Annotated in this window: 18 protein-coding genes; 8 read left to right on the top strand and 10 right to left on the bottom strand. The window is 74.6% G+C overall.

Annotated elements, in window-relative coordinates; translation table 11 throughout:
• Positions 1-258: 258 nt before the first annotated feature.
• The 4 genes from E0L36_RS02570 to E0L36_RS02555 form a co-directional block, all read right to left on the bottom strand.
• On the bottom strand, positions 259-1,416 hold the full coding sequence (locus tag E0L36_RS02570; protein WP_180927207.1) for a PP2C family protein-serine/threonine phosphatase: 1,158 nt from the start codon (positions 1,414-1,416) through the stop codon (positions 259-261).
• A 159-nt stretch (positions 1,417-1,575) separates the two neighbouring features.
• Positions 1,576-2,445, bottom strand: a complete 870-nt coding sequence (locus E0L36_RS02565) for an Fpg/Nei family DNA glycosylase (RefSeq protein WP_180927206.1) — start codon at positions 2,443-2,445, stop codon at positions 1,576-1,578.
• A gap of 139 nt (positions 2,446-2,584) precedes the next feature.
• Positions 2,585-3,070 carry a ribose-5-phosphate isomerase gene (locus tag E0L36_RS02560; RefSeq protein ID WP_180927205.1) on the bottom strand — a complete coding sequence of 162 codons (486 nt, stop codon included), beginning with the start codon at positions 3,068-3,070 and terminating at the stop codon, positions 2,585-2,587.
• A 172-nt stretch (positions 3,071-3,242) separates the two neighbouring features.
• The gene (locus E0L36_RS02555; protein WP_180927204.1) at positions 3,243-3,845 is read right to left on the bottom strand and encodes a biotin transporter BioY; all 603 of its coding nucleotides are present in this window, start codon (positions 3,843-3,845) and stop codon (positions 3,243-3,245) included.
• A 445-nt stretch (positions 3,846-4,290) separates the two neighbouring features.
• On the opposite strand from E0L36_RS02555, the gene E0L36_RS02550 reads away from it, so the two are divergent.
• Positions 4,291-5,772 (top strand): amino acid permease, encoded by a 1,482-nt coding sequence (locus E0L36_RS02550; protein ID WP_180927203.1) that lies wholly within the window; start codon positions 4,291-4,293, stop codon positions 5,770-5,772.
• A 152-nt stretch (positions 5,773-5,924) separates the two neighbouring features.
• Entirely contained in the window at positions 5,925-6,566 is a 642-nt protein-coding gene (locus tag E0L36_RS02545) for a superoxide dismutase (protein WP_180927202.1), read from the top strand.
• Positions 6,567-6,775: 209 nt separating this feature from the next.
• On the opposite strand, the gene E0L36_RS02540 is transcribed toward E0L36_RS02545, so the two are convergent.
• Positions 6,776-7,405: a DsbA family protein gene (locus E0L36_RS02540; protein WP_180927201.1), complete on the bottom strand. Its 630-nt coding sequence runs from the start codon at positions 7,403-7,405 to the stop codon at positions 6,776-6,778.
• Between the two features lie 180 nt (positions 7,406-7,585).
• Between E0L36_RS02540 and pepN (E0L36_RS02535) the strand changes: the two genes are divergently transcribed.
• Both pepN (E0L36_RS02535) and E0L36_RS02530 read left to right on the top strand, forming a co-directional pair.
• Positions 7,586-10,198, top strand: a complete 2,613-nt coding sequence (gene pepN / locus E0L36_RS02535; protein ID WP_180927200.1) for an aminopeptidase N — start codon at positions 7,586-7,588, stop codon at positions 10,196-10,198.
• A 301-nt stretch (positions 10,199-10,499) separates the two neighbouring features.
• A complete protein-coding gene (locus E0L36_RS02530; RefSeq protein WP_180927199.1) occupies positions 10,500-11,546 on the top strand; it encodes a hypothetical protein in 1,047 nt (348 codons plus the stop codon).
• An 84-nt stretch (positions 11,547-11,630) separates the two neighbouring features.
• Here E0L36_RS02530 and E0L36_RS02525 read toward each other — a convergent pair whose 3' ends face one another.
• Positions 11,631-12,689: a DMT family transporter gene (locus tag E0L36_RS02525; RefSeq protein WP_258015875.1), complete on the bottom strand. Its 1,059-nt coding sequence runs from the start codon at positions 12,687-12,689 to the stop codon at positions 11,631-11,633.
• 84 nt (positions 12,690-12,773) lie between these two features.
• On the opposite strand from E0L36_RS02525, the gene E0L36_RS02520 reads away from it, so the two are divergent.
• On the top strand, positions 12,774-13,706 hold the full coding sequence (locus tag E0L36_RS02520; protein ID WP_180927198.1) for a LysR family transcriptional regulator: 933 nt from the start codon (positions 12,774-12,776) through the stop codon (positions 13,704-13,706).
• An 81-nt stretch (positions 13,707-13,787) separates the two neighbouring features.
• Positions 13,788-16,364, top strand: a complete 2,577-nt coding sequence (gene pepN, locus E0L36_RS02515) for an aminopeptidase N (RefSeq protein WP_180927197.1) — start codon at positions 13,788-13,790, stop codon at positions 16,362-16,364.
• Positions 16,365-16,577: 213 nt separating this feature from the next.
• On the opposite strand, the gene snpA is transcribed toward pepN (E0L36_RS02515), so the two are convergent.
• The gene (gene snpA / locus E0L36_RS02510) at positions 16,578-17,252 is read right to left on the bottom strand and encodes a snapalysin (RefSeq protein ID WP_180927196.1); all 675 of its coding nucleotides are present in this window, start codon (positions 17,250-17,252) and stop codon (positions 16,578-16,580) included.
• A gap of 288 nt (positions 17,253-17,540) precedes the next feature.
• Between snpA and E0L36_RS02505 the strand changes: the two genes are divergently transcribed.
• Complete coding sequence (locus E0L36_RS02505; protein ID WP_180928548.1) at positions 17,541-18,530, top strand: LysR family transcriptional regulator; 990 nt, start codon at positions 17,541-17,543, stop codon at positions 18,528-18,530.
• A 143-nt stretch (positions 18,531-18,673) separates the two neighbouring features.
• Here E0L36_RS02505 and E0L36_RS02500 read toward each other — a convergent pair whose 3' ends face one another.
• Complete coding sequence (locus tag E0L36_RS02500) at positions 18,674-18,913, bottom strand: hypothetical protein (protein ID WP_180927195.1); 240 nt, start codon at positions 18,911-18,913, stop codon at positions 18,674-18,676.
• Between the two features lie 64 nt (positions 18,914-18,977).
• Positions 18,978-19,259 carry a hypothetical protein gene (locus E0L36_RS02495; RefSeq protein ID WP_180927194.1) on the bottom strand — a complete coding sequence of 94 codons (282 nt, stop codon included), beginning with the start codon at positions 19,257-19,259 and terminating at the stop codon, positions 18,978-18,980.
• A gap of 401 nt (positions 19,260-19,660) precedes the next feature.
• Here E0L36_RS02495 and E0L36_RS02490 point away from each other — a divergent pair, with 401 nt between their 5' ends.
• Entirely contained in the window at positions 19,661-23,104 is a 3,444-nt protein-coding gene (locus tag E0L36_RS02490; RefSeq protein WP_374705478.1) for a beta-N-acetylglucosaminidase domain-containing protein, read from the top strand.
• A 166-nt stretch (positions 23,105-23,270) separates the two neighbouring features.
• Here E0L36_RS02490 and E0L36_RS02485 read toward each other — a convergent pair whose 3' ends face one another.
• On the bottom strand, positions 23,271-23,810 hold the full coding sequence (locus E0L36_RS02485; RefSeq protein ID WP_180927193.1) for an HNH endonuclease: 540 nt from the start codon (positions 23,808-23,810) through the stop codon (positions 23,271-23,273).
• Between the last annotated feature and the right edge of the window lie 118 nt (positions 23,811-23,928).

Raw genomic sequence — 23,928 nt, 5'->3', positions numbered from 1 at the left:
CGTCACGGCCTCCTCCCGTACCGTCCCCGGGCCACGCCCGGGGCGTCCGCACACCGAACGCCGGGGGCACGTCCTCGCCGCCGGCTGCCCGGCCACGACGGAGTCGCCGGTGCGCCCTCGGGCCGCTGACCAGCAGCATACCGACCGGGGGGCACGCCAGCGAACGCGCGCCCCCGGCGGACCGGGCCCCGGGAGCGGGGTGACGCGCGGGGGCGTCGGCCCGGGCAGCGGGCGTAGGCCGGGGCCGCGGGGCGGGGGTCAGTCGCGGCTGAGGAGGAGCAGCGCCCGGTCGTCGTTGACGTCCCGGGCGACGGCCTCGATCAGGTGCCAGGCGACGCCCTGGAACCCGGAGACCACGTACCGGTCGGCCTCGCCGCAGAGCCGGTCCAGGCCCTCGTCGAGATCGCGGTCGGCCCGCTCCACCAGGCCGTCGGTGAACAGCATCAGCACGTCGCCGGAGCGCAGCGTGCCCTGGACGGCCTCGAAGGTGGCCCCGTCGTACACGCCCAGCAGCGGTCCCTCGGCGGCCTTCTCCTCCCAGCGGCCGGTGCCCGCGTTGAGCTGCATCGCGGGGACGTGTCCCGCGGACAGCAGTTCGTAGTCCCCGCTGTCGAGGTCGAGCACCAGATGGACGGAGGTGGCGAAGCCCTCGTCCCAGGACTGGCGGAGCAGGTAGCCGTTGGCGGCGGGCAGGAACGCGTGCGGGGGCAGCGAGCCGAGCAGCCCGCCGAAGGCCCCGGACAGCAGCAGCGCGCGGGAGGCCGCGTCCATGCCCTTGCCGGAGACGTCGGTGAGGACGACCTCCAGGGTGCGGCGGCGCGGGCCGGTGCGCGCGGCGACGACGAAGTCGCCGGAGAAGGACTGGCCGCCCGCCGGGCGCAGCGCCATCTCCCGGTGCCAGCCGGGCGGCAGCTTGGGCAGCTTGCTCTGTACGCGGATGCGTTCGCGCAGGTCGAACAGCATGGTGCCGCCACCGCGCCAGGGCACCCCCACCCGGCCGCGGAACTGGGCGACCAGCAGCCCGAAGAGCCCGGCGGCGGCGACCACCAGCACGGTGCCGGGGGTGACCCGGCCCGCGCCGTCGTCGTACGGGCCCATCACCTCGGACTCGACGATCAGCGCGACGGCCGCCGCGGCGTACAGCGCGAGCAGGCTGGAGGGGTGGAGCAGCAGCCCACCGACGATGATCGGCAGGACCAGGGCCTCGGGCGCGAACCAGAGCGGGCGCAGCACGGTCCCCACCGTCAGCGCGGGCACCACGAGGAGCAGCGCGGTGAGCACGAGCCAGTCGGAGCCGTCGCCCCGGAAGTAGTCGACGGCGGAGCGGCGCAGACCGACCCGGGCCCGGTGCAGCGCCTTGCGCGCCCGATGCCACCGTGCCGTGGGAGGGGTCCGGCCAGTCCGGCGTCTCGCCATGCCCCGGGACCTTAGCCGCCCCCTCGGTGACCCGTCGATTCCCGGCGTGCCGTGGGATTCTGACGCTGTGTGCATCCGCACGTGCGGGTGGGACGGGCGCGCCGGGCGGGGTCCCCGGGCCGTTAGGCCAGGCGGCGCCGGGACGGGGCGCCGGGTGGTTCAGTGGCGCTGGCAGCGGGGGCACCAGAAGAGGTTCCGGGCGGCCAGCTCGGCCCCCCGGATCTCCGTGCCGCACAGGTGGCAGGGGAGTCCGGCGCGGCGGTAGACGTAGACCTCGCCGCCGTGGTCGTCGACGCGCGGGGGCCGTCCCATCGCCTCCGGGGTGTGCTCCGGGCGGACGGTGTCGATACGGCCCACCCGCACCCCCTCGCGCAGCAGGTGCGTCAGGTCCGTCCAGACGCTGTCCCACTCCTCGCGGCGCAGGTCGCGCCCCGGGCGGTAGGGGTCGATGCCGTGCCGGAACAGCACCTCGGCGCGGTACACGTTGCCGACCCCGGCGAGGACCGCCTGGTCCAGCAGGAGCGCGGCGACGGTGACCCGGCTGCGGGAGACGCGCCGCCAGGCGGCGTCCGGATCGGCGTCCGCGCGCAGCGGGTCGGGGCCCAACCGGCCACGGACGGCGAGCCGTTCGGCCTCGGTGATCAGTGCGCAGCGGGTCGGTCCGCGTAGGTCGGCGTGGTGGTCCTCGGTGTGGAGGCGCAGCCGCACCTGCCCGACGGGGGCGGGCGCGGGGCCCTCGCCGAAGGTGACCTTGCCGTAGAGCCCGAGGTGGATGTGGATCCAGGCCAGTTCCTCGGCCGGGGCCCCGGAGGAGCCGGGGTCCGTCGGGGCGCCGGGCGGGCCGGAGGAGCCGAGGAAGCCGAGGAACAGGTGCTTGCCGTGGGCCTCCGCCCGCTCCATGCGCTGGGCGTCCAGCAGGGCGGCGCCGTCGGAGAACTTGCCCTGCGGGCTGCTGGCGCGCACCGGGGAGCCCGCGAACCGCGCCGCGTAGTCCCGGGCGAGCCGGTGGATGGTGTGCCCCTCAGGCACCTGCCCTCCCCTTCGGTGTCAGGCCCCGGGCCGTCCCGGCGCCGGGGGCCGGAAGCCGCCGGTCGCCGGTGGCTCCCGGTCGGCCGGTCCGGGGCTCCTCGGTGTCGTCCGGGCGCGGAACCGCACGCGCCCGGCGGCCTCAGCCGCGCGGGTGGTGGTCCGGGATCGGGGGCAGCTCGCGGTCGTCCTCGTACGCGCTGAGCATGGCGATGCGGCGGGTGTGCCGGTCGTCCCCGGAGTAGGGGGTGCGCAGGAAGGTGTCGACGAAGCGGACGGCGTCCTCGGAGGAGTGCATCCGGGCGCCGACGCTCACCACGTTGGCGTTGTTGTGCTCGCGGGCGAGGCTGGCCGTCTCCTCGCTCCAGGCGAGCGCGCACCGCACGCCCCGGACCTTGTTCGCGGCGATCTGCTCGCCGTTGCCGGAGCCGCCGATGACGATGCCGAGCGCGGTGTCGTCGGCGGCGGTGCGCTCGGCGGCGCGGAGGCAGAACGGGGGGTAGTCGTCCTGGGCGTCGTACACGTGCGGGCCGCAGTCGACGGGCTCGTGTCCGGCGGCCTCCAGCCACGCGACGAGATGGTTCTTGAGTTCGTAGCCGGCGTGATCGGAGCCGAGGTAGACGCGCATGTGGCGAGTCTATGACGGCCCCGGGGGGCGCCGCCCGCCGGGCCAGCGCGAACGTGACGGCGGCCCGTGGCGGGTGCCACGGGCCGCCGGTGCCGGGGGCCGAACGGGCGTGCCACGGCGGGCTGTTCGGCCCCCGCGCGAGGGGGTTCGGCGGGTGGGGCGGTCGCCCGGCTCAGTCGCGTTCGCCGAGCAGTTTCCAGGCGGTGGGCAGCAGCCCCATGGCGAGGACCGCCTTGAGCGCGTCCCCGATCAGGAAGGGCACCAGCCCGGCGGCGACGGCCTCGGTCAGCGTCATGCCGGTGGCCAGGGCCAGGTAGGGCACGCCGACCGCGTAGATGATGACGGTGCCGACGGCCATGGTGGCCGCGGTGCGCGGCACGTTCCGGTCGCCGCCGCGCCGGGCGAGGGCGCCGACGGCGGTGGCGGCGAGCAGCATGCCGAGGACGTAGCCGAAGGCGGGCATGCTCACGCCGGAGCCGGATTCGGCGAACCACGGCATTCCAGCCATTCCCGCCACGGTGTAGAGGGCCAGCGCGAGGAAGCCGCGCCGGGCGCCGAGCCCGACGCCGACGAGGAGCGCCGCGAAGGTCTGCCCGGTGACCGGCACCGGGGAGCCGGGAACGGGCACGGCGATCTGGGCCGCCGCGCCGGTCAGCGCGGCGCCGCCCAGCACGAGCGCGGCGGTGCGCGCGAACGCTCGGGAGGAGCCCGCCGAGGGCAGCGCGTCCGCGAGAACGGCGCCGGGGCGCGGCGAGGTGGTGGTGAGGGCGCTCATACAGGGATCTCCGAGTCTGTCGTGGGCCTGTGGCCGGGGTCGCCCGTGCGGGCGCGCGCGCCGACCGGGAAAGGACACGGACCGTTCGACGCTAGCCGAATACGCCGGAGTTGGGACCGTGAGCTTGCTGACACCGCCCGGGACCACGGCGGTGCGGACGCTACCGCCGCCGCGCGGGACCACCCTTCCCGGGGTGTGGGGCCGGCCACCGGGCCGGGGATGTCCGCGCCGCCGGAAGTGCCACGGAGGGCCCCGGTTCGGCGGCAGACGACGGTGGCCGGATCACTTCGCTTCGGAGCGTGAGCGGACTGTCCGAATGCCGGAACAAGGCGCACGACTATTGAACTGTCCGCACGGCCCGCCGAAACTGAGCGGACGCATACCGCCGCGGCGTGACCACGCCTGCCCGGTGCTCCCGACCCGCCCCCCATCAGGAATGGCCCCCATGTCGCGCACCCACGTTACCGACGCGCCACCCCCAGGAGACCCGGAGGGGTCGGGAGGGAAGGACGCCGGGCGGCAGACCCTCTCCAACGGCCTCAAGCAGCGCCACCTTTCCATGATCGCCCTGGGCGGGGTGATCGGCGCCGGGCTCTTCGTCGGGTCCGGCGAGGCCATCCGCGCGGCGGGCCCCTCGGTGATCATCGCCTACGCGACCTCGGGCCTGATCGTCATGCTCGTGATGCGGATGCTGGGCGAGATGTCGGCGGCGCGTCCGGCCTCGGGCTCCTTCTCGGTGCACGCCGAGCGGGCGCTGGGCCCGTGGGCGGGGTTCGCCTCCGGCTGGATCTACTGGGTCACCCTCTGCGTCGCCATCGCCGCCGAGGCCATCGCGGCATCCGACATCATGGTGGGCTGGATCAGCGGCGGGCCGGACCCGTGGGTCTGGGTGCTGCTGTTCATGACCGTCTTCTGCGGCAGCAACCTCGTCGCGGTGCGGAACTTCGGGGAGTCGGAGTTCTGGTTCGCGGCGCTGAAGGTCTTCGCCATCACGGCGTTCCTGCTGCTTGGCCTCATGGCCATCATCGGCCTGCTGCCCGGCACCGAGGCGCCCGGCGGCGCCAACCTCAACGGCGAGGGCGGATTCCTGCCGGAGGGCACCAACGGGCTCATCATCGGCCTGCTGGCCTCGGTCTTCGCCTACGGCGGCCTGGAGACGGTGACGATCGCCGCCGCCGAGTCGGAGGACCCGGTGCGGGGCGTCGCCAAGGCGGTGCGTACCACCGTCTGGCGCATCGCGATCTTCTACGTCGGGTCGATGATCGTGATCGTCACCCTGATCCCCTGGCACGAGGAGTCGGTCACCTCGGGCCCGTACGCGGCGGTGCTCAAGCACATCGGCATCCCGGCGGCCGGGGAGGTCATGAACGTCGTCATCCTGGTGGCGCTGCTGTCCGCGATGAACGCGAACATCTACGGCGCCTCGCGGATGGCCTACTCCCTGGTGTCCCGGGGCGAGGGTCCCGCGGTCCTGGGCAGGCTGAGCAGGATGGGCGTGCCCTGGCTCACCGTGATCGCCTCCTCCGCCTTCGGGTTCGTCGCGGTGCTGCTCAAGTTCCAGTGGGAGACCTCGGTCTTCCAGTGGCTGCTGAACATGGTGGGCGCCACGACGCTGGTGGTGTGGGGCTTCATCACCGTCTCCCAGGTGATCAACCGGTACCGGCTGGAGCGGGAGGCCCCGGAGCGGCTGGTGGTGCGGATGTGGCTGTTCCCCGGGCTGTCCGTCGCGACGCTCGTCGGCATCGTCTCGATCCTGCTGCTGATGCTGCGCCAGGACAACACCCGTACCCAGCTGGTGTTCACCGCGGGACTGACGGCGGCGCTGGTGGTCATCGGCCTGATCCGGCAGCGGCTGGCTCCCCCGCCGCCGCCCACCGCCGAGGCGGCCGCCGCCTCGGACGCCCCGGAGCCGCGCGCCCGGGACTGACGCCCCGCGCCCCGCGCCCCTGATGGGCCGCACCCCCGGTGGGTGCGGCCCATCAGCCGTTCCCGGCCGTCTCCGTTCCCGGCCGTCCGGGGCTACTGTTGCTGCTAACGTCTTCTTGCAAGTGATGTGCAACAGCGGAGAGGCAGCAGTACATGTCCACGTACGTCCTTCCGGAACTCCCCTACGACTACTCCGCCCTGGAGCCCGTGATCAGCGGCGAGATCATCGAGCTGCACCACGACAAGCACCACGCCGCCTACGTGAAGGGCGCGAACGACACCCTGGAGCAGCTGGCGGAGGCGCGGGACAGGGATCAGTGGGGGGCCGTCAACGGCCTGGAGAAGAACCTCGCCTTCCACCTCTCCGGCCACATCCTGCACTCCATCTACTGGCAGAACATGACCGGCGACGGCGGCGGTGAGCCCCTGGAGAAGGACGGCACCGGCGAACTCGCGGACGCCATCGCGGAGTCCTTCGGCAGCTTCGCCGCCTTCCGCACCCACCTGTCGAAGGCCGCCGCCACCACGCAGGGCTCCGGCTGGGGTGTGCTGGCCTACGAGCCGGTCAGTGGCCGCCTGATCGTCGAGCAGGTCTACGACCACCAGGGCAACGTGGGGCAGGGCTCGGTGCCGCTCCTGGTCTTCGACGCCTGGGAGCACGCCTTCTACCTCCAGTACCGCAACCAGAAGGTCGACTTCGTCGAGGCCATGTGGCGCGTCGTCAACTGGCAGGACGTGGCGAAGCGGTACACGGCTGCTCGGCAGCGGGCCGGCGAACTGCTGCTGGCTCCCTGACCGGTGGCGGGCGCCGCGGCCACGCCCGGCGCCCGCCCGTCCGACGGCCCGCCCGGCGGCGGGCCGCCGCCCGCCTCGTGGTCGTCTTCTCACCGTGCACGGGCGGGGGGCGCACAAGCGGCGGGGCCCGGGTGGACGTGACACCCGGGCCCCGCCGTCGCCGTGCGGCGTGCTCGATCGCGGAGCCGTGCTCCGCCGAGGAACCGTGCTCAGTCGAAGATCGGGCCCACGTCCCGGGTCCGCTTCAGCTCGAAGAAGCCGGGGGTGCTCGCCACCATCAGGGTGCCGTCCCACAGCCGGGCCGCCGCCTCGCCCTTGGGCGCCGGAGTCACCACGGGCCCGAAGAAGCCCAGGCGCCCGCCGTCCGCGCCGGGCACGGCGATCACCGGGGTGCCCACGTCCTGCCCGACCAGGTCGATGCCCTCGCGGTGCGAGGCGCGCAGCGGCTCGTCGTACTCCGTGGAGTCCGCCGCGTCCGCCAGACCGGCCGGCAGCCCGGCCTCCTCAAGGGCGGCGACCAGGGTCTCGCGGCTCCGCTCCGCGTCCCTGTTGTGGAACCGGGTGCCGATCGCCGTGTAGAGCGGGCCGAGCACCTCGGCGCCGTGCTCCCGCTCCGCCGCGACACACACCCGCACCGGGCCCCAGGCCCGGCCCATCAGCGCGCGGTAGTCCTCGGGGAGTTCGTCCAGCCGGTCCTCGTTGAGCACCGACAGGCTCATCACGTGCCAGCGGACCTCGACAGGACGGACCCGCTCCACCTCCACCATCCAGCGCGAGGTGATCCACGCCCACGGGCACGTGGGGTCGAACCAGAAATCAACCGGGGTCTTCTCCGTCACCAGGTCTCCTCAACGGGCAACAACATGTGGGCACGCCAGCGCACCGGCGGTTCGCCACGGGAACGTAACTGCCGAACACCCGCCACGTCAGGCTCATTCCCGGTGCTGCGCCCGATCAGGGGCCCGTGGGATGCTGATCACGCCCGTTCAGAGCCACGACAGGACCCGAGGAGCCGCGCCGTGCCCGGAGAGAATCTCACCCGTGACGAGGCCAGGGAGCGGTCCGCGCTGCTGACCGTCCGGGGTTACGAGGTCGCGCTGGACCTGCGCTCCGCGGTGGCCCCGGCGCCCGATCCGGCCAGCGGGCGGCCGCGCACCTTCCGGTCGACCACCACCATCCGCTTCGACCGGGTCGGCGCCGCCTCCTCCACCTTCGTCGACCTGATCGCCCCGCACGTCCACTCGGTCACGCTGAACGGCGAGGCGCTCCGCACCGACCTCGTCTTCGACGGCAGCCGGGTCACCCTGGAGGGGCTGCGCCCCGGCGCCAACGAGGTCACGATCGACGCGGAGTGCGCCTACAGCCACACGGGCGAGGGACTGCACCACTTCGTCGACCCGGAGGACGGCGAGACCTACCTCTACACGCACTACGAACCGGCCGACGCGCGCCGGGTGTTCGCCAACTTCGAGCAGCCCGACCTCAAGGCGCCCTACGACGTCACCGTCACCGCGCCCGCCCGCTGGACGGTGCTGAGCAACGCGCCGGAGGAGGGGGAACCCCGGCTGCTGGCGGACGGTTCGGCGCTGCACCGCTTCGCGCGCACCAGGCCGATCTCGACGTACATCATGGCCGTGGTCGCCGGGCCCTACCACCGGGTGCGGGACACCTACCGGCGCCGCCTGCCGGACGGCGGCATGCTGGAGATCCCGCTGGGCGCCCTCTGCCGCGCCAGCCTGGCCCGGCACTTCGACGCCCGGGAGATCCTCACCGTCACCCGGCAGGGGCTGGACTTCTTCCACGACCACTTCGGGTACCCGTACCCGTTCGGCAAGTACGACCAGGTGTTCGTGCCGGAGTACAACATCGGCGCGATGGAGAACCCGGGATGCGTCACCTTCCGGGAGGAGTTCGTCTTCCGCGGGAAGGTCACCCGCGCCTCGTACCTGGCCCGGGCCACCGTCATCCTGCACGAGATGGCGCACATGTGGTTCGGCGACCTGGTCACCATGGAGTGGTGGGACGACCTGTGGCTGAAGGAGTCCTTCGCGGACTTCATGGGCACCTTCGCGCTGGTGGGGTCCACCGAGTTCACCGACGGCTGGGTGGCCTTCGCCAACCGCCGCAAGAACTGGGCCTACCGCGCCGACCAGCTGCCCTCCACCCACCCCATCACCGCGGACATCGGGGACCTGGAGGACGCCAAGCTCAACTTCGACGGCATCACCTACTCCAAGGGCGCCGCCGTGCTCAAGCAACTGGTCGCCTACGTCGGGCAGGAGCCGTTCCTGGAGGGCGCCCGGCGCTACTTCGAGCGGCACGCCTGGGGCACCGCCCGGCTCGGGGACCTGCTCGCGGTGCTGGAGGAGACCTCGGGCCGGGACCTGGGCGGGTGGGCCGCCGACTGGCTCCAGACCGCCGGAGTCGCCGTCCTCACCCCGCGGTTGACGCTGGACGCCGAGGGAGGCGTCGCGGAGCTGGCCGTCCTCCAGGAGACCGCGCCCGAGCACCCCACGCTCCGGCCGCACCGGGTCGCCGTCGGCCTCTACCGGCTGAACCCGGAGGGCGGGCTGGAGCGGTACGCCCGCTCCGAGACGGACGTCACCGGCCCGCACACCAGCATCCCGGAGCTGACCGGGGCGCCCGCGCCCGACCTGGTGCTGGTCAACGACGAGGACCTCACCTACTGCAAGATCCGCTTCGACGAGCGCTCGCTGGAGACGCTCCGCGCCCGGCTGGACGGACTGACCGATCCGCTGGCCCGGGCGCTGTGCTGGACCGCGCTGTGGAACCTGACCCGGGACGCGCTGCTGCCCGCCCGGGACTTCGTTGACCTGGTGACCCGCTTCGCCGGGGCGGAGACCGACATCGGCGTCCTCCAGATGGTGCACGTCTGGGCGCGTACCGCGCTCGGCGAGTACGCGGCCCCCGACTGGCGGGAGGAGGGCACCCGGCTGCTGTCCGAGGCGGCGCTGAGCGAACTGCGGCTGGCCGAACCGGGAAGCGGCCACCAGCTGTCCTGGGCCCGCTTCCTCACCTCGCTCGCCACCAGCGAGCGCGAGCTGCGGATGCTGGAGGGGCTGCTCGCCGGAACCGCCCGGATCGACGGGCTCGACGTCGACCAGGAGCTGCGCTGGACGTTCCTGGAGCGGCTGACCGCGCGCGGCGTCACCGACAGCGCGGAGATCGACGCCGAACTGGCCCGGGACGACACCGCGTCCGGCCGGCGGCACCAGGCCCGCTGCCTGGCCTCCCGCCCGTCGGCCGCGGTCAAGGACCAGGCGTGGGCCGCGGTCGTCGAGTCCGACGCGCTCTCCAACGCCCTGGTGGAGGCGACGATCTCGGGCTTCGCGCAGCCCGGCCAGCCGGAGCTGACGGCACCGTTCACCAAGCGGTACTTCGAGGCGCTGGAGAGGGTGTGGAGCGAGCGCTCGATCGAGATCGCGATGGCGATCGTGCGCGGCCTGTTCCCCAGATTCCCCGGCGACCAGGCCGCGTTGGACGCGGCGGACCGCTGGCTCGGCGAACACGAGAGCGCCGCCCCGGCCCTGCGGCGGCTGGTGCTGGAGGAGCGGGACGAGCTGGCGCGGGCGCTGACCGCGCAGCGGCGGGACGCGCGAGCCGCCGGCTGACGCGACCGTCCCGCCCCGTCCATCTCCCCGCCAACTCTCCCTTCGCGCACGCCCGTTCCCTTCGCACACGCCCCGTTCGCCGTCCCGGTCCGCCGGGTGGCGGGCGGGGCGCCCTCGTGCGCGTGGGGTCTCGCGGGGGTGTGAGGTGCCCCGGCGCGGCGGTCGCCGGAGGGGCCGGGCCGGGGCGGCCGGACAGGCGGCCAGGCGTCGAACTTCCGTGCTTTAACACGCTCTTGTCCTGCTTTATCAACAGACGCGTAACACGCGTTGGTGGGGCGGCCGTCGCGGGCATCGCGGGAGCATGACGTCCGAGATCCCGCTGTCGCCCCGCCCCCTCAGCCACCTCTCCCACGCCGGACGCCGGGTGATGACCACCCGGGAGCTGCGCGCGCACGGAGTCAGCACCGCCGAGACCGCCGAACGCTGCCGCCCCGGCGGCGGTTGGCAGATGCTGCTGCCCGGCGTGTGCCTGCTGCATCCGGCCCGCCCCACCGGCGAGGACCTGCTGTACGCCACGCTGCTCTACGCGGGCCGCGTCCCGTACCCCCGCGAGCCGGAACGCGCGATCCCACCCTCCGCGCCCCGCGTCCCGGCGCGGGAGCGGCCCGCGCCGGGCCCGGTGATCACCGGCATGGCCGCCCTCGTCCTGCACGGCCTGCCCAGCTCGCCCCCGCTGGCCGCGCTCGACCACATCGACGTCCTGGTGGCCGCCGAGCGGGGCCTCCCGTCGGCGGGCTGCGCGCGGGTGGTGCGTACGCAGGAGCCGCCCGCCGCCGCGCACATCGCCGGGGTGCCGGTGGCGCCGGTGGCGCGCGCGGTGGCCGACGCGGTGGCCCGGCTCACCGATCCGGCGGCCACCCAGCGGCTGCTGGTGGAGTCGGTACGCGGGGGGCACTGCGCGGCGCAGGCCCTGGTGGGCGAGTTGACCCGGGCGCGGGTGCTCGACCGGCCGCACGTGGTCGCCGCCATCGAGGCGCTGCTGGCGGAGGGCCGCGCGCTCGCCGAGGACCAGCTGTACGAGGTGGTCCTCGGCTACGGGCTGCCGGAGCCCTGGTGGAACGTCACCCTCCAGCTGCCGGGCGGCCCCGCCCTCGGGCACGCCGACGCGTACTGGCCGGAGTACGCGGTGGCCGTGCGGATCGACGCGCGGGAGAGCGCCTACCCCGGGCGGCGCCCCCCGGCCGGATGCGGGCGGGAGGCGCTGGAGCGGCTGGGGGTCACGATGGTGCTGGCCACCCCGGAGCAGCTGCGCGAGTCCCCGGCGCGGGAGGCGGCGATCATCCGGACGGCGCTGATGACGGCCGGGGACCGGGAACCCGCCGCGTACCTGACGGTCCGCCCCCGCTGACCGCCGGGTACGCCCGGAGCGGCGGGGGACGCGGGGGTGCGGCGCCACGGAAGCGGAGCGCCGAAGGGGCGGGGGCCGGCGGGGCTATCGTCCGCGGCGGCTGGTGTACCAGACGGTGAGGACGACCAGGACGCAACCGGAGTACTGGGTCAGGGTGGGCCGCTCCCCCAGGAAGGCGACCCCGCAGGCCACGGCCATCACCGGCTGGGCCAGCAGCAGCGCCCCGCCGACGTGCGCGGCGAGGCGGGGCAGCGCCTCCCCTATCAGCACCCAGGCGAGCACCTGGCCGGTGACCGCCATCACCGCGAGCCAGCCGAGCGGGCCCCAGCCGGGGGCGAGGTCGATGCCGGTCCAGAGTCCGCCGAGCACCCCGGCGGAGAGTCCGGCCGCCACGCTGGAGGTCGCCACCGGGTAGACGGAGTGGCCCTGCCCGCCGCCGAGGCGGGTGAGGGTCAGGTACCCGGCGAAGGCGACCCCGGCCGCCGCTCCGAAGAGCGTGCCGGAGACGGGGGAGCTGCCCGGCTCCGGGTCGCCGACGGCCCCGCTGGAGAGCGCCACCCCGAAGAGCATCACCGGCACGGTGAGCCAGTAGCGGCGGCCGAGGGGCACCCCGGTGAGCAGCCGGGCGAGGACGGGGAAGACCAGCACCTGCACGTTGAGCAGCACCGTCGCGATGGAGGCGCCCACGTCCTGGATGGCCTGCGACCAGAAGACGAAGTCGACGCCGAGCAGCATCCCGGCCGCGAAGTCGTACGCCTGGAGCCGGGCCCGGCGGGGGCCGAGGCGCCGCCACTCGGCGATGGCGAACGGCAGCAGGAGCGGCAGCGCCAGCGCGCAGCGGAGGAACGCGGCGGTGCCCGCGTTCACCCCGGAGAGCTTGATGAAGGTGCCGGAGGCGGCGGTGCAGGCCGAGCCGAGCAGCATCAGCAGGACGGGGTGGGTGCGTTCGAAGAGGTCCGCGGAGCGGAAGCGTCCGCCGTCCCGCCCCCGGCCTCCGGGGCGTTCCCGGGGGCTCCGGGGTTTCCGGCTCCGGTCCCCGGCGGGGCCGGGGGTCGGGAGCGGACGCCCCGGGGTGCCCGGCAGGGTGGGTGCGGGGGTTTCGGGGGGCCGCACCCCGAGTCCGTCTCTCTCGTCCGTCGCCATGCCGAGAACACTGCCCTACCAGATTCGCAAGCAAAAGCGACGATTCCTTGGCTGTACCCACAAGTGTTCGTTACGATCCGCCGGATGTTCACCCTTGATCGCCTGCGGGCGCTGGACGCGCTGGCCGTCCACGGCTCGATGGCCGGGGCCGCCCGGGCGCTGCACATCACCCCGTCCGGGGTCTCCCAGCAACTCGCCAAGCTGGAGCGGGAGTCGGGGCACCGGCTGCTGGAGCCGGACGGCCGGGGGGTGCGGCTGACGCACGCGGGCCGGGTGCTGGCCGGGCACGCGGCGCGGGTCGTCGCGCAGGTCGCCACCGCCGAGGCGGACCTGTCGGAGCTGCGCGCGGAGATCCTGGGCCCGCTGCGGCTCGGCGGGGTGGGCAGCTCGCTGCGCGCGCTGCTGCCGTCGGCGCTGGCCACGCTGACCGAGACCTATCCGCGACTGGCGCCGACGGTGGTGGACGGCGAGGCCGTCGACATGGTGCCGATGCTGGTCCGCGGCGAGCTGGACGTGGTGCTGGCGGAGAGCTGGGAGAGCCGCCCCACCCCGCTGCCCGCCGGGCTGGGGGTGCGCACGCTGGTGGTGGAGGAGGTGCGGGTGGCGCTGAGCGAGGCCCATCCCCTCGCCGGCCGGGCGGAGGTGGACCTGGCGGAGCTGGACGGTTCGGTGTGGGCCGCGTGCCCGGAGGGCACCGACCCGTACGAGGCGCTGGTGCAGGCGCTGCGCGGCCGGGGGGTGGAGCCGGAGGTGCGCTACACCGTCATCGAGTACGCCACCCAACTCGCCCTGGTCGCCCGGAACCTGGCGGTGGCGCTGGTGCCGGAGATGGCGCAGCGCCCGTGTCCGGAGGGGGTGCGGTTCGTGCCCGGCAGCCCCGCTCTGCGGCGGGAGGTGCTGGTCGTGTGGCGTGCGCACGCGTGGAGTCCCTCGGTGCGGGCCCTGGTGAGCGCGCTCTCCGACCTGGTGGAGCGGCGGCGGGACGGGTGGGGCGGAGGGGACGGACGCGTCGCGTGAGGGGGTCTGGAGCGGGCCGGGGCGTGGAAGGATGGCCGGATCAGTGTGCACAGAGAGCCGCGAGAGCGAGGAGAACATCACGTGCCTGGCACGAATCTGACCCGGGAAGAGGCCCAGGAGCGGGCACGGCTGCTCACCGTGGACTCCTACGAGATCGCGCTGGACCTGAGCGGCGCCCAGGAGGGCGGCACCTTCCGCTCGTCCACGACCGTGCGCTTCGCCGCGAGTGAGACCCACGGGACCTTCATCGACCTGGTCGCCCCCACGGTGCGGGAGATCGTGCTGAACGGGGTGCGGCTCGACCCGGAGGTCTGCTTCCAGGACTCCCGGATCGCGCTGGACGGGGTCGTCGAGGGCGGCAACGAACTGCTGGTGGTCGCGGACTGCGCGTACACCAACACCGGTGAGGGGCTGCACCGGTTCGTCGACCCGGTCGACGAACAGGCGTACCTGTACACCCAGTTCGAGGTGCCGGACGCCCGCCGGGTGTTCGCCAACTTCGAACAGCCCGATCTCAAGGCGAGTTTCCAGTTCACCGTCACCGCCCCGGCGGGCTGGACGGTCATCTCGAACTCACCGACGCCCGAACCCCGCGACGGCGTCTGGCGGTTCGCGCCCACGCCGCGCATCTCCAGCTACATCACGGCGCTGATCGTGGGTCCGTACCACTCGGTGCACAGCAGCTGGGAGGGCGAGGTGGAGGGCGAGCGGCGCAGCGTGCCGCTGGGTGTCTACTGCCGTCCGTCGCTGGCCGAGTACCTGGACTCCGAGGCGCTGTTCGAGGTCACGCGGCAGGGGTTCGACTGGTTCCAGGCGCAGTTCGACTACCCGTACCCGTTCGCCAAGTACGACCAGCTGTTCGTGCCGGAGTTCAACGCGGGGGCGATGGAGAACGCGGGCGCCGTCACCATCCGCGACCAGTACGTCTTCCGCTCGAAGGTGACCGACGCGTCGTACGAGGCGCGGGCCGAGACGATCCTGCACGAGCTGGCCCACATGTGGTTCGGCGACCTGGTGACCATGGAGTGGTGGAACGACCTCTGGCTGAACGAGTCGTTCGCCACCTACACCTCGATCGCCTGCCAGGCCGACGCGGCCGGGAGCCGCTGGCCGCACTCCTGGACGACGTTCGCCAACCAGATGAAGACCTGGGCGTACCGGCAGGACCAACTGCCGTCCACGCACCCGATCATGGCGGACATCCGCGATCTGGACGACGTGCGGGTCAACTTCGACGGCATCACCTACGCCAAGGGCGCCTCGGTGCTCAAGCAGCTGGTCGCCTACGTCGGCCGGGAGGAGTTCTTCCGGGGCGTGCAGCGGTACTTCAAGCGGCACGCGTGGGGCAACACCCGGCTGTCCGACCTGCTGTCCGCGCTGGAGGAGACCAGCGGCCGGGACCTGCGTACCTGGTCCAAGCTGTGGCTGGAGACGGCGGGTATCAACGTCCTCCGCCCGGAGCTGGAGACCGACGGGGCGGGCGTCATCACCCGGTTCGCGATCCGGCAGGAGGCGCCGGACCTGCCCGCAGGGGCGACCGGCACCGCCACCCTGCGCCCGCACCGGGTCGCGGTCGCCGCGTACGAGCTGGAGGGCGGCAGGCTGGTGCGCACCGACCGCCTGGAGCTGGACGTCGACGGGGAGTTGACGGAGGTTCCGGAGTGGAGCGGCCGCCGCCGTCCCGCCGTGCTGCTGCTCAACGACGACGACCTCTCCTACGCGAAGGTGCGGCTCGACCCGGAGTCGCTGGCCTGTGTCGTGCGGCACCTGGGCGACTTCACCGACTCGCTGCCGCGCGCGCTGTGCTGGGCGTCGGCCTGGGACATGACGCGGGACGCCGAACTGCCCACCCGGGAGTACCTGGAGCTGGTGCTGTCCGGGATCGGCAAGGAGAGCGACATCGGCGTCGTCCAGACGCTGATCCGGCAGACGAAGCTGGCGCTGGAGCTGTACTCCGCGCCGGAGTGGCGCGAGGAGGGGCTGGCGCGCTGGTCGGAGGCGGCGCGGGAGCAGCTGCTGGCCGCCGTGCCGGGCAGCGACCACCAGCTGGCCTGGGCCCGGGGCCTCGCGGCGACCGCCCGTTCCGAGGAGCAACTCGGCCTGCTGGAGGGGCTGCTGGACGGTTCGCGAACGGTGGAGGGGCTGGCCGTCGACACCGACCTGCGGTGGGGTCTGCTCCAGCGGCTGGTCGCGGTCGGCCGGGCGGGCGAAGCGGAGATCGCGGCCGAGCTGGAGCGGGACGCGACGGCCGCGGGCGAGCGGAACGCCGCGACGGCCCGCGCGGCGATGCCGACCCCCGAGGCGAAGGCCGCCGCCTGGGACGCGGTCGTGGAGCGGGACACGCTGCCCAACGCCGTGCAGGAGGCCGTGATCGTCGGCTTCACGCAGCCGGGGCAGCGGGAGCTGCTCGCGCCCTACACCGAGCGGTACTTCGCGGCGCTGAAGAAGGTCTGGGAGGAGCGCAGCCACGAGATGGCCCAGCAGATCGTGGTCGGCCTCTACCCGACGGCGCAGGTCTCGCCGGAGCTGCTGGAGGTGACGGACGCCTGGCTGGACGCGGCGGTGCCCAGCCCCGCGCTGCGCAGGCTGGTCAGCGAGGCGCGGGCCGGGGTGGAGCGGGCGCTGCGCGCCCAGCGGGCGGACGCCGCCGCGGGCTGACCCACCGCACCACGGGACGTCCCCGGCCCCCGGCGTGTGCCGGGGGCCGGGGTGTGCCGGGGCCGCCTCATCTCACGGGCCGCCGCCCGGAGTTCGCACGGGGCGGTGCGACGCCGGGTGGCGTGGCGCGAGGGACGCGGTCCCGGGCGGGTGGTACGGACCGGAGGCGGCGCGGTGGGTGGGGTTGGAGGTTCGCGCCGCCCCCGCTCCGGGTCAGCCGAACGTGGACTTGGCCACGTCCTCCAGGATCACCTCGGCGACCCCGTTGGCCCAGAGCTGCTCGACGCGAGCGCGCTCGGCCTCGTCGGGCTGGTCGTTGGTGCACGAGGTGCCGGGGCCGCCGCCGGACATCAGCTCGGAGCAGGGGCCGGAGTAGTTGTCCGGCAGCCCGAGGACGTGCCCGGTCTCGTGCGCGGTGACCCGGTTGGAGTCGTACTCCTGGTTCTGCGCGTAGTCGAGGAAGATGTAGCCGTTCCCGTGCCCGTCGGTGCTCGCGTACGAGCCCCGCGGGTCGTCGCCCTCGCGGTAGTCGAAGGTGGCGCCACTGCCCTCGGCGAGCTGGACGTTGCTCACGGCCGCGTTCCAGACGGCGGTGCTGTTGGCGATCTCACTGGCGAACGTCGGGGCGCCGCTGGCGCTGTAGTTGACGGTCACCTGCTGGATGCCGGGCTTCGCCGCCTGCTTCTTGACCGCCTCACGCACGACGGCCTTGAAGATCGCCCTGTTGCCCTCCTCGTTCTCACCGACGTAGCCCTGCGTGCTGGCCGACGCCGAACCGGACCGCGCCGTGTCGGTGTCGGCCGCTGTCGCCGGGACCGCGCCGAGACCGAGGCTCGCGGCCAGACCGAAGCCGACAGCCGCGGACAGCACCGTCTTGCGGTAGTTCATGGGGGGCTCCTTCTCGTCCGTGCCGCCGGAACCGTCCACCCGACAGGGCGACGGGTCCGGCACTTCCGGATGGACTCCTGCTGAGCCAGAAGTCTGTGGGAGCGGTCTGGTCCTGGGATGATGCCAACCGGCGATAGCTCCGTGGCATCCCCCGATGTCCGCGACGCGTGCAGCGAACGGCCGGGCTGGTCAGGGCGGTTGGCGCCCACGGAGCGGACGGCGGACGGCCCGGAGCCGGGGGCTCCGCACCCTTCGACCGCTTCTGGTGTGTCATGCGCACGCGCCATTATGCTCGGCGCCGTGGAGCTGGAAGTGAGGCACCTTCGTGCACTGTGCGCGATCGCCGATACCGGCAGCGTGCACCGGGCAGCCCGGCAACTGGGCATGACACAGCCATCCCTGACGACCCAACTACGCCGCATCGAACAGGCCGTGGGAGGGCAGCTCTTCTCCCGCGACCGCACCGGCAGCAGACCCACGCCCCTCGGCCGCACCGTGCTGATCCGGGCCAGACCCATCGTCGCCGAGATGAGTTCCCTGGTCAGCGAGGTACGGGAGGCCGCGGGGCGCGCCGGGGGCCAGCGACTGCGCATCGGCAGCACCAGCAGCCGGGCCGTACCGGGCTGGCTGCGCCGCATCCACCACCGACTACCCGACACCGACACCGTCTTCCAGACCGACGTCTCCGCCAACGCGCTGCTGCGCATGGTGGCCGCCAACCAGCTGGACGCCGCCTTCGTCCACGAGGTGGAGGGCGCGCCGCTCCGGGTACCGGCGGAGGTCGAACTCCGCGTACTCGTCGAGCGCGAACCGCAGTTCGTCGCCCTGCCCACCGACCATCCGGCGGCCGCCCTGCCCGCCGCCGACCTCACCGACCTCGCCGAGGACCAGTGGATGGTCGACCCGAACGTGGACGGGGACTGGGACGGTCTCCGCCGGGTCTTCTCCACCGCCGGGCTCGACCCGAGGGTGGTCTACGGGGACTATCTGACGGCGGCCGACCTGGTCGCGGCGGGCGAGGTGGTCACGCCCTGCCAGCCGACCTCACGTCCCCGCCCCGGCATGGTGATCCGGCCGCTGCGCGGTGATCCGCTGGCCGTGCGGCTGCTGATGGCCTCCCGCGCCGGGCGGGCCCGCGCGGTCGAGGCCGACGCGCTCTTCACCGACCTCGGCTCCGCCTACGAGGAGGTCGCCGGGGACAGCGACGCCTACCGCCGCTGGCGGGAGGCGTGCGGAGGGGCGGTGCTCCCGCTCCCGGGGCACCGGGCCGTGGCCTGAGCGGCGGGGCGTCCCGGCACCCGCCGCCAACCCACCGGGGTGGGACGCCGGGTTGCCACGGAACCGGCGCACGGAACGGGCGGGGAGGAGGCGGGACGTGTCGGGGAGGCGCCGGAGGGGACGCGGTGCCGGGCGGGGCCCGGTCAGCCGTTCCGCTCGCCGGACCTGCCGCCCACCATCACCAGACCGGCGATCAGCAGGAAGAGCACGGCGGGCGCCACCACGAAGAGGCCGAGCGTCTCCATCACGCTCAGACCGGGGCCCGGGTCGTCGCCGTCGTCGCGGGTGAGCGCGAAGGCGGGGGACGACAGCAGCAGCATCAGCGACGTACCGGCGGTGACGGTGCCGGCGCGCACGGCGTTCTTCTTGACCTCGTTGCTCACGCGATCAACATATCGGACCGGTTCGCGGGCCGCGCGTGGGGGTCCGCCAACCCGGCCCGGAAGCTCAGATACCGGCGGGCTCGGCACCGAAACCGGTACCGGCGGGCTCGCTGGTCAGCGGGGGCTCGGCGAGCGGCGGCTCGCTGGTGAGCGGCGCCAGGTCGGCCAGCGGGGCCTCGCTGGTCAGCGGCGCCTCGAAGCAGTCACAGGAGCACGAGCCGTCCAGCCGGGAGTCGGGGTCCGGGGCTCCGGGCGGGTCTACCGGCTCGTGCACCTGTTTGGACGGGCTCTGCTGCGAGGGCAGCGGAGCCATCGCGGACCTCAGAAGTTCAGCGGACGCGGCCACGGTGGGCCTCCGTTCGTCGGAAGAGCTGGACACGGTGGGCCCTACCCAGTCGGCACCGTGACAGACGTGTCAGGCGCCGGAACGTGTCCCAGGTCACGTCGGCCCCACCGGCAGATCCTCGGCAGATCTCCGGCAGCGAGGCCCTTACGCGAAAGAAGTATCGCGGAGTTCCGCGCCCCCTCGCCAGTTTTTACCGAGCGGTACCGGAGCCCGCCCCGGCGGCAGCGCGACCCCCCACGTCCGGGGGGTTCCCGGCGGTTCCCCGCACTTCCGGCATCCGCGTTGACACCCGTACACGCCCGGTGATGGGCTCACCCCCGCACGGTGAGTGCGGGGGCGGCTCGCGCCGGGGCGGACGGCGCGCGGAGCCCCCACCCCGGCGGCCACAGGGGAGGGCAGGGTTGAGCGCGGTATCGCGCGGCGGCGGCAGGCGCCTGGGCGCCGTGGCGCTCACCGCGGCGGCTCTCGGCGGCATGGTCAGCGGCGTGCCCGCGGCACAGGCCGCCCCACCCCAGCCGGGCGACGGCGAGACCGGAACCTCCGACGAACGCGACACCGTGCGGGACGCGGCACCCCGGGTGTTCCCCCGCCCCCACACGCTGCGCGCCCGGGGCCCGTTCGTCCCGGTGACCCGGGAGGTCGTCCTGGTCAGCGAACCCGGCGCCGACCCGCACGCGCTGGAGGCGATCCGGAAGGTGCTGCGCGGCGCCGGAGCCCGCGCGCTGCGGGAGACCGGCCCCGGCGACTCCGCCCCGGACTCCGGGGCGGAGCGCGACAGCCTGGTGGTGCGGGTCGGGCGGAACGCCGCCCCCACGCTCCGCGCCCTGCGCGCCCCCGCACCGGGCGACCTCCCACCGGGCGGCTACCGGCTGGCCGTCGGCGAGGTCGCCGGACGCGGCCACGTCGCGCTCGACGGAGCGGGCGCCGACGGGCTGTTCCACGCCGCACAGACGCTGCGCCAGCTGGTCACCACCCGCGCCGCGGGCACCGGCTTCCCCGGGGTGACGGTGCGCGACCTGCCCGGCACCCCGGTGCGCGGCGTCACCGAGGGCTTCTACGGACAGCCGTGGACCCGCGAACAGCGCCTGGAACAGCTCGACTTCCTCGGCCGCACCAAACAGAACCGCTACCTCTACGCGCCCGGAGACGACCCGTACCGGCAGGCCGCGCGGTGGCGCGACCCGTACCCGGCGGAGCAGCGCGCCGCGTTCCGGGACCTCACCCGGCGGGCCGACGCCAACCACGTCGTGTTCGGCTGGGCCGTCTCCCTCGGGCAGGGCTTCTGCTTCGCCTCGGACGACGACCGCCGGGCGCTGCTGCGCAAGCTGGACGCGATGCGGGCGCTGGGCGTCGGCGCCTTCCAGCTCCAGTTCGACAGCGTCAGCTACCGCGAGTGGCACTGCGGGCAGGACGCCGACAGGTACGGCTCGGGCCCGGAGGCCGCCGCCCACGCGCAGTCCGAGCTGGCCAACGCGGTGGCCGGGCACCTGGCGCGGCGCCACCCGGAGGTGGCCCCGCTGTCGGTGATGCCGACGGAGTTCTACCAGGACGGCGCCAGCGCCTACCGGGACGCGCTCGCCCAGCGGCTCGACGACGGGGTGGAGGTCGCCTGGTCCGGGGTGGGCGTGGTACCCCGGGCCATCACCGGCGGCCAACTCCGCGAGACGCGCGCCGCGTTCGGCGGCCATCCGCTGGTGACCATGGACAACTACCCGGTCAACGACTTCGCGCCCAAGCGGCTCTTCCTCGGCCCCTCCCAGGGCCGCGACCCCGCCGTGGCGGACGGCTCCGCCGCGCTGCTGAGCAACGCCATGGAACAGCCCACCGCCTCCCGCGTCCCACTGTTCACCGCCGCCGACTTCGCCTGGAACCCGCGCGGCTACCGCCCGCGCGAGTCGTGGCGCGCCGCCGTCGACGACCTCGCCGGAGGCCCGACCGCCGACCGGGCGACGCGCGCCGCGGTGCACGCGCTCGCCGCCCACCACTCCTCCTCCGTCCTCGGCGCCGAGGAGTCCGCCTACCTCCGGCCCCTGCTCAGCGCGTTCTGGACGGCGCACGACCGGCGGGACGGTCCCGCGCTGCGCCGGGCGGCGGCGCGGCTGCGGTCCGCTTTCGGCACCATGAGCGAGGCGTCCCGGCGGGTCCCGGCGGCGCTGCGCGCCGAGGCCCGCCCCTGGCTGACGCAGCTGGAGCGGTTCGGCGAGGGCGGACGGCACGCCGTGGACATGCTGACGGCGCAGGCCGCGAACGACGGACCGGCCGCCTGGCGCGCCCAGTTGGAGCTGCGGCGGCTGCGCGCCGAGACGCGGCGGAGCGAGGTCACCGTCGGCAAGGGGGTACTGGCGCCCTTCCTCGACCGAGCGCTGAACGCCGCCGAGGGCTGGACGGGCGCCACCGCCGAGGCACACGACGGCCGGATCGGCGAGCGCCGCGCCACCCCGGACCCCGCCCCGGACTCCGGTACCGGCCCGGGCTCCGGCACCGGCGCCCCGCGGGGCGGGAAGCCCGGTACGGGCGGCCCGGGCGGGAAGGCCGGAGCCGCGAGCCCCCCGAGCGCGCGGGGCACGGCGACGGCACGGCTGTCACCCGCCGGGCCGTCCGGCCCGGGCGCCCGCCCCGGCGCCCCGGTCTCCGCGGCGGTCGACGGCGACCCGGCCACCGCCTACCGCGCCGCCCGCGCCCCCGCCACCGTGGGCCACACCCCCGGCGGCCCGGCGCTGCGCTCCCCCGGCACCCGGCTCTGGCAGCGGTGGGGCTGGAGCGCGAGCGGGCCGGGGGCGCTCACCGTCCAGCTGTCCACGGCCCGGCCGCTCGCGGCGGTGACGGTGCAGACGGGCCCGGACTCGCGCACCCGCGCCCATGTGGAGGCTCGTGTTCCGGGTCGGGGGTGGAAGCGGCTCGGCCCCCTGTCGGAGAGCGGCTGGTCGCAGGTGGACGGACGCGGGGTGCGCGCCGACGCGGTGCGGCTGGTCTGGGCGCGGGGCTCGGGCGCCCCCGTGGTCCACGAGGTGACCCCCTGGTACGCGGACGGCCCGGACGCCAGCCTGGCGCTGGACCGGGACACCCTGGAGCTGGCCGCGGGCGGCGGGCCCGCCGAGGTCGAGGCGACGGTGACGGCGCACCGCCCACGGAACGTGCGGGGGCGGCTGGCGAGCGAAGCGCCGGAGGGCTTCGCGGTCAGTCTCCCGGAGCGGACCACCGTCCCCCGGGGCGGCTCGGCCACCGTGCCCGTCCGGATCCGGGCGGGCGCCTCGGTGCGGCCCGGCAGTTACGACATCCCGCTCACCTTCGGCGAGCAGCTGCGCACCGTCAGCGTGCGGGTCTTCCCGCGCACCGGCGGCCCGGACCTGGCGAAAGGGGCGCGGGCGACCGCGTCGGGCGAGGAGACCGCCGACTTCCCCGCCGGGTCGGTCACCGACGGCGACCGCCGCACCCGCTGGTCGTCCCCGGCGCGGGACGACGCCTGGGTGCAGGTCGAGCTGGACGAGCCGGCGCGGATCGGCGCCGCGGTGCTGTCCTGGCAGGACGCGCACGCCGAGAGCTACCGGATCCGGGTCTCCCCGGACGGTGAGCGGTGGCGGACGGTGGCCAGCAGGCGCCAGTCCGAGGGCGGCCGGGAGACGGTGCGGATGGAGGCGCCCGCCGACACCCGCTTCGTCCGGATCCAGGGGGACCGCCGGGCCACCCGCTTCGGCTACTCCCTGTGGTCGGTCGAGCTGTACGCGGTGCGGGAGTCCGCCACGGGGAACCGGGACGGGCCGGGCGAGCGCGGAGCGCGGGACGACAGGGGGGCGCCGGGCGCGGGGCAGGGCGCGGCGCGGAAGCGGCCCGGGGCGGGCGGCTGAGCGGGCGGCCCCCGTACCGTCCCCGCCCGGCGTCCCGCGTCCTCTCCCCCTCTCCCCCTCCCCCCGGTCCCTCCCCGGTCCCAGGCCCCCCGGCCCGCGCGCCGGGCGCGCGCGTACCGGGGCGGGCGCTCGGTACGCGCGCGCCCGGCAACAACAAAGCCCGGACTCAGACGGCCGATCTGCCGTCGATCCGGGCGAGGTCGTCGTCCGCGCCGAAGGGTTGCAGGTACGGCAACCAGCGCGGATCCCGGTGGCCGGTGCCGATGATGCGCCAGGCCAGCCCTGTGGGCGGCCCCGGTTGGTGGCGCAGCCGCCAGCCCAGTTCCGCCACGTGGTGGTCCGCCTTGACGTGGTTGCAGCGCCGGCAGGCGGCGACCACGTTCTCCCAGACGTGCGGGCCGCCCCGGCTGCGCGGGATGACGTGGTCGACGCTGGTTGCGACGCCACCGCAGTACACGCACCGGCCGCCGTCCCGCGCGAAGAGCGCGCGGCGGGTGAGCGGCACGGTGCCGCGAAAGGGCACCCGCACGAACCGCCGGAGGCGGACGACGCTGGGGGCGGGTATGACGCGGGTTGCGCTGTGCATCAGGGCGCCGGAGTCCTCCAGGCTGACAGCCTTGTCGTTGAGGACGAGAATGAGCGCGCGACGGAGCGGTACGACGCCGAGCGGCTCGTACGACGCGTTGAGGACCAGGACATGCGGCACGGTGCCTCCTTGTACGTCGGCGGCGCGTGGCTCGCGCCGGGACGATCTCCCATCAGTGTGTCCCGTGCCCCCGTGACTCCGCCACCACGACCCCGGAACGCATCGGGCGTGTTTTCCG

Source organism: Streptomyces sp. AJS327, assembly GCF_013450295.1.
Classification (GTDB): Bacteria; Actinomycetota; Actinomycetes; order Streptomycetales; family Streptomycetaceae; genus Streptomyces.
Note: the sequence above shows the minus strand (reverse complement) of the source record. Positions and strands in the feature narration are given on the sequence as shown.

Bases quoted from the DNA above. Each gene is read 5' to 3' on its own strand.
- E0L36_RS02530 (WP_180927199.1), top strand. From the start codon at position 10,500: ATGACGTCCGAGATCCCGCTGTCGCCCCGCCCCCTCAGCCACCTCTCC.
- E0L36_RS02550 (WP_180927203.1), top strand. From the start codon at position 4,291: ATGTCGCGCACCCACGTTACCGACGCGCCACCCCCAGGAGACCCGGAG.
- E0L36_RS02505 (WP_180928548.1), top strand. From the start codon at position 17,541: ATGCTCGGCGCCGTGGAGCTGGAAGTGAGGCACCTTCGTGCACTGTGC.
- E0L36_RS02570 (WP_180927207.1), bottom strand. From the start codon at position 1,416: ATGGCGAGACGCCGGACTGGCCGGACCCCTCCCACGGCACGGTGGCAT.
- E0L36_RS02525 (WP_258015875.1), bottom strand. From the start codon at position 12,689: ATGGCGACGGACGAGAGAGACGGACTCGGGGTGCGGCCCCCCGAAACC.
- E0L36_RS02520 (WP_180927198.1), top strand. From the start codon at position 12,774: ATGTTCACCCTTGATCGCCTGCGGGCGCTGGACGCGCTGGCCGTCCAC.
- E0L36_RS02560 (WP_180927205.1), bottom strand. From the start codon at position 3,070: ATGCGCGTCTACCTCGGCTCCGATCACGCCGGCTACGAACTCAAGAAC.
- snpA (WP_180927196.1), bottom strand. From the start codon at position 17,252: ATGAACTACCGCAAGACGGTGCTGTCCGCGGCTGTCGGCTTCGGTCTG.
- E0L36_RS02555 (WP_180927204.1), bottom strand. From the start codon at position 3,845: ATGAGCGCCCTCACCACCACCTCGCCGCGCCCCGGCGCCGTTCTCGCG.
- E0L36_RS02545 (WP_180927202.1), top strand. From the start codon at position 5,925: ATGTCCACGTACGTCCTTCCGGAACTCCCCTACGACTACTCCGCCCTG.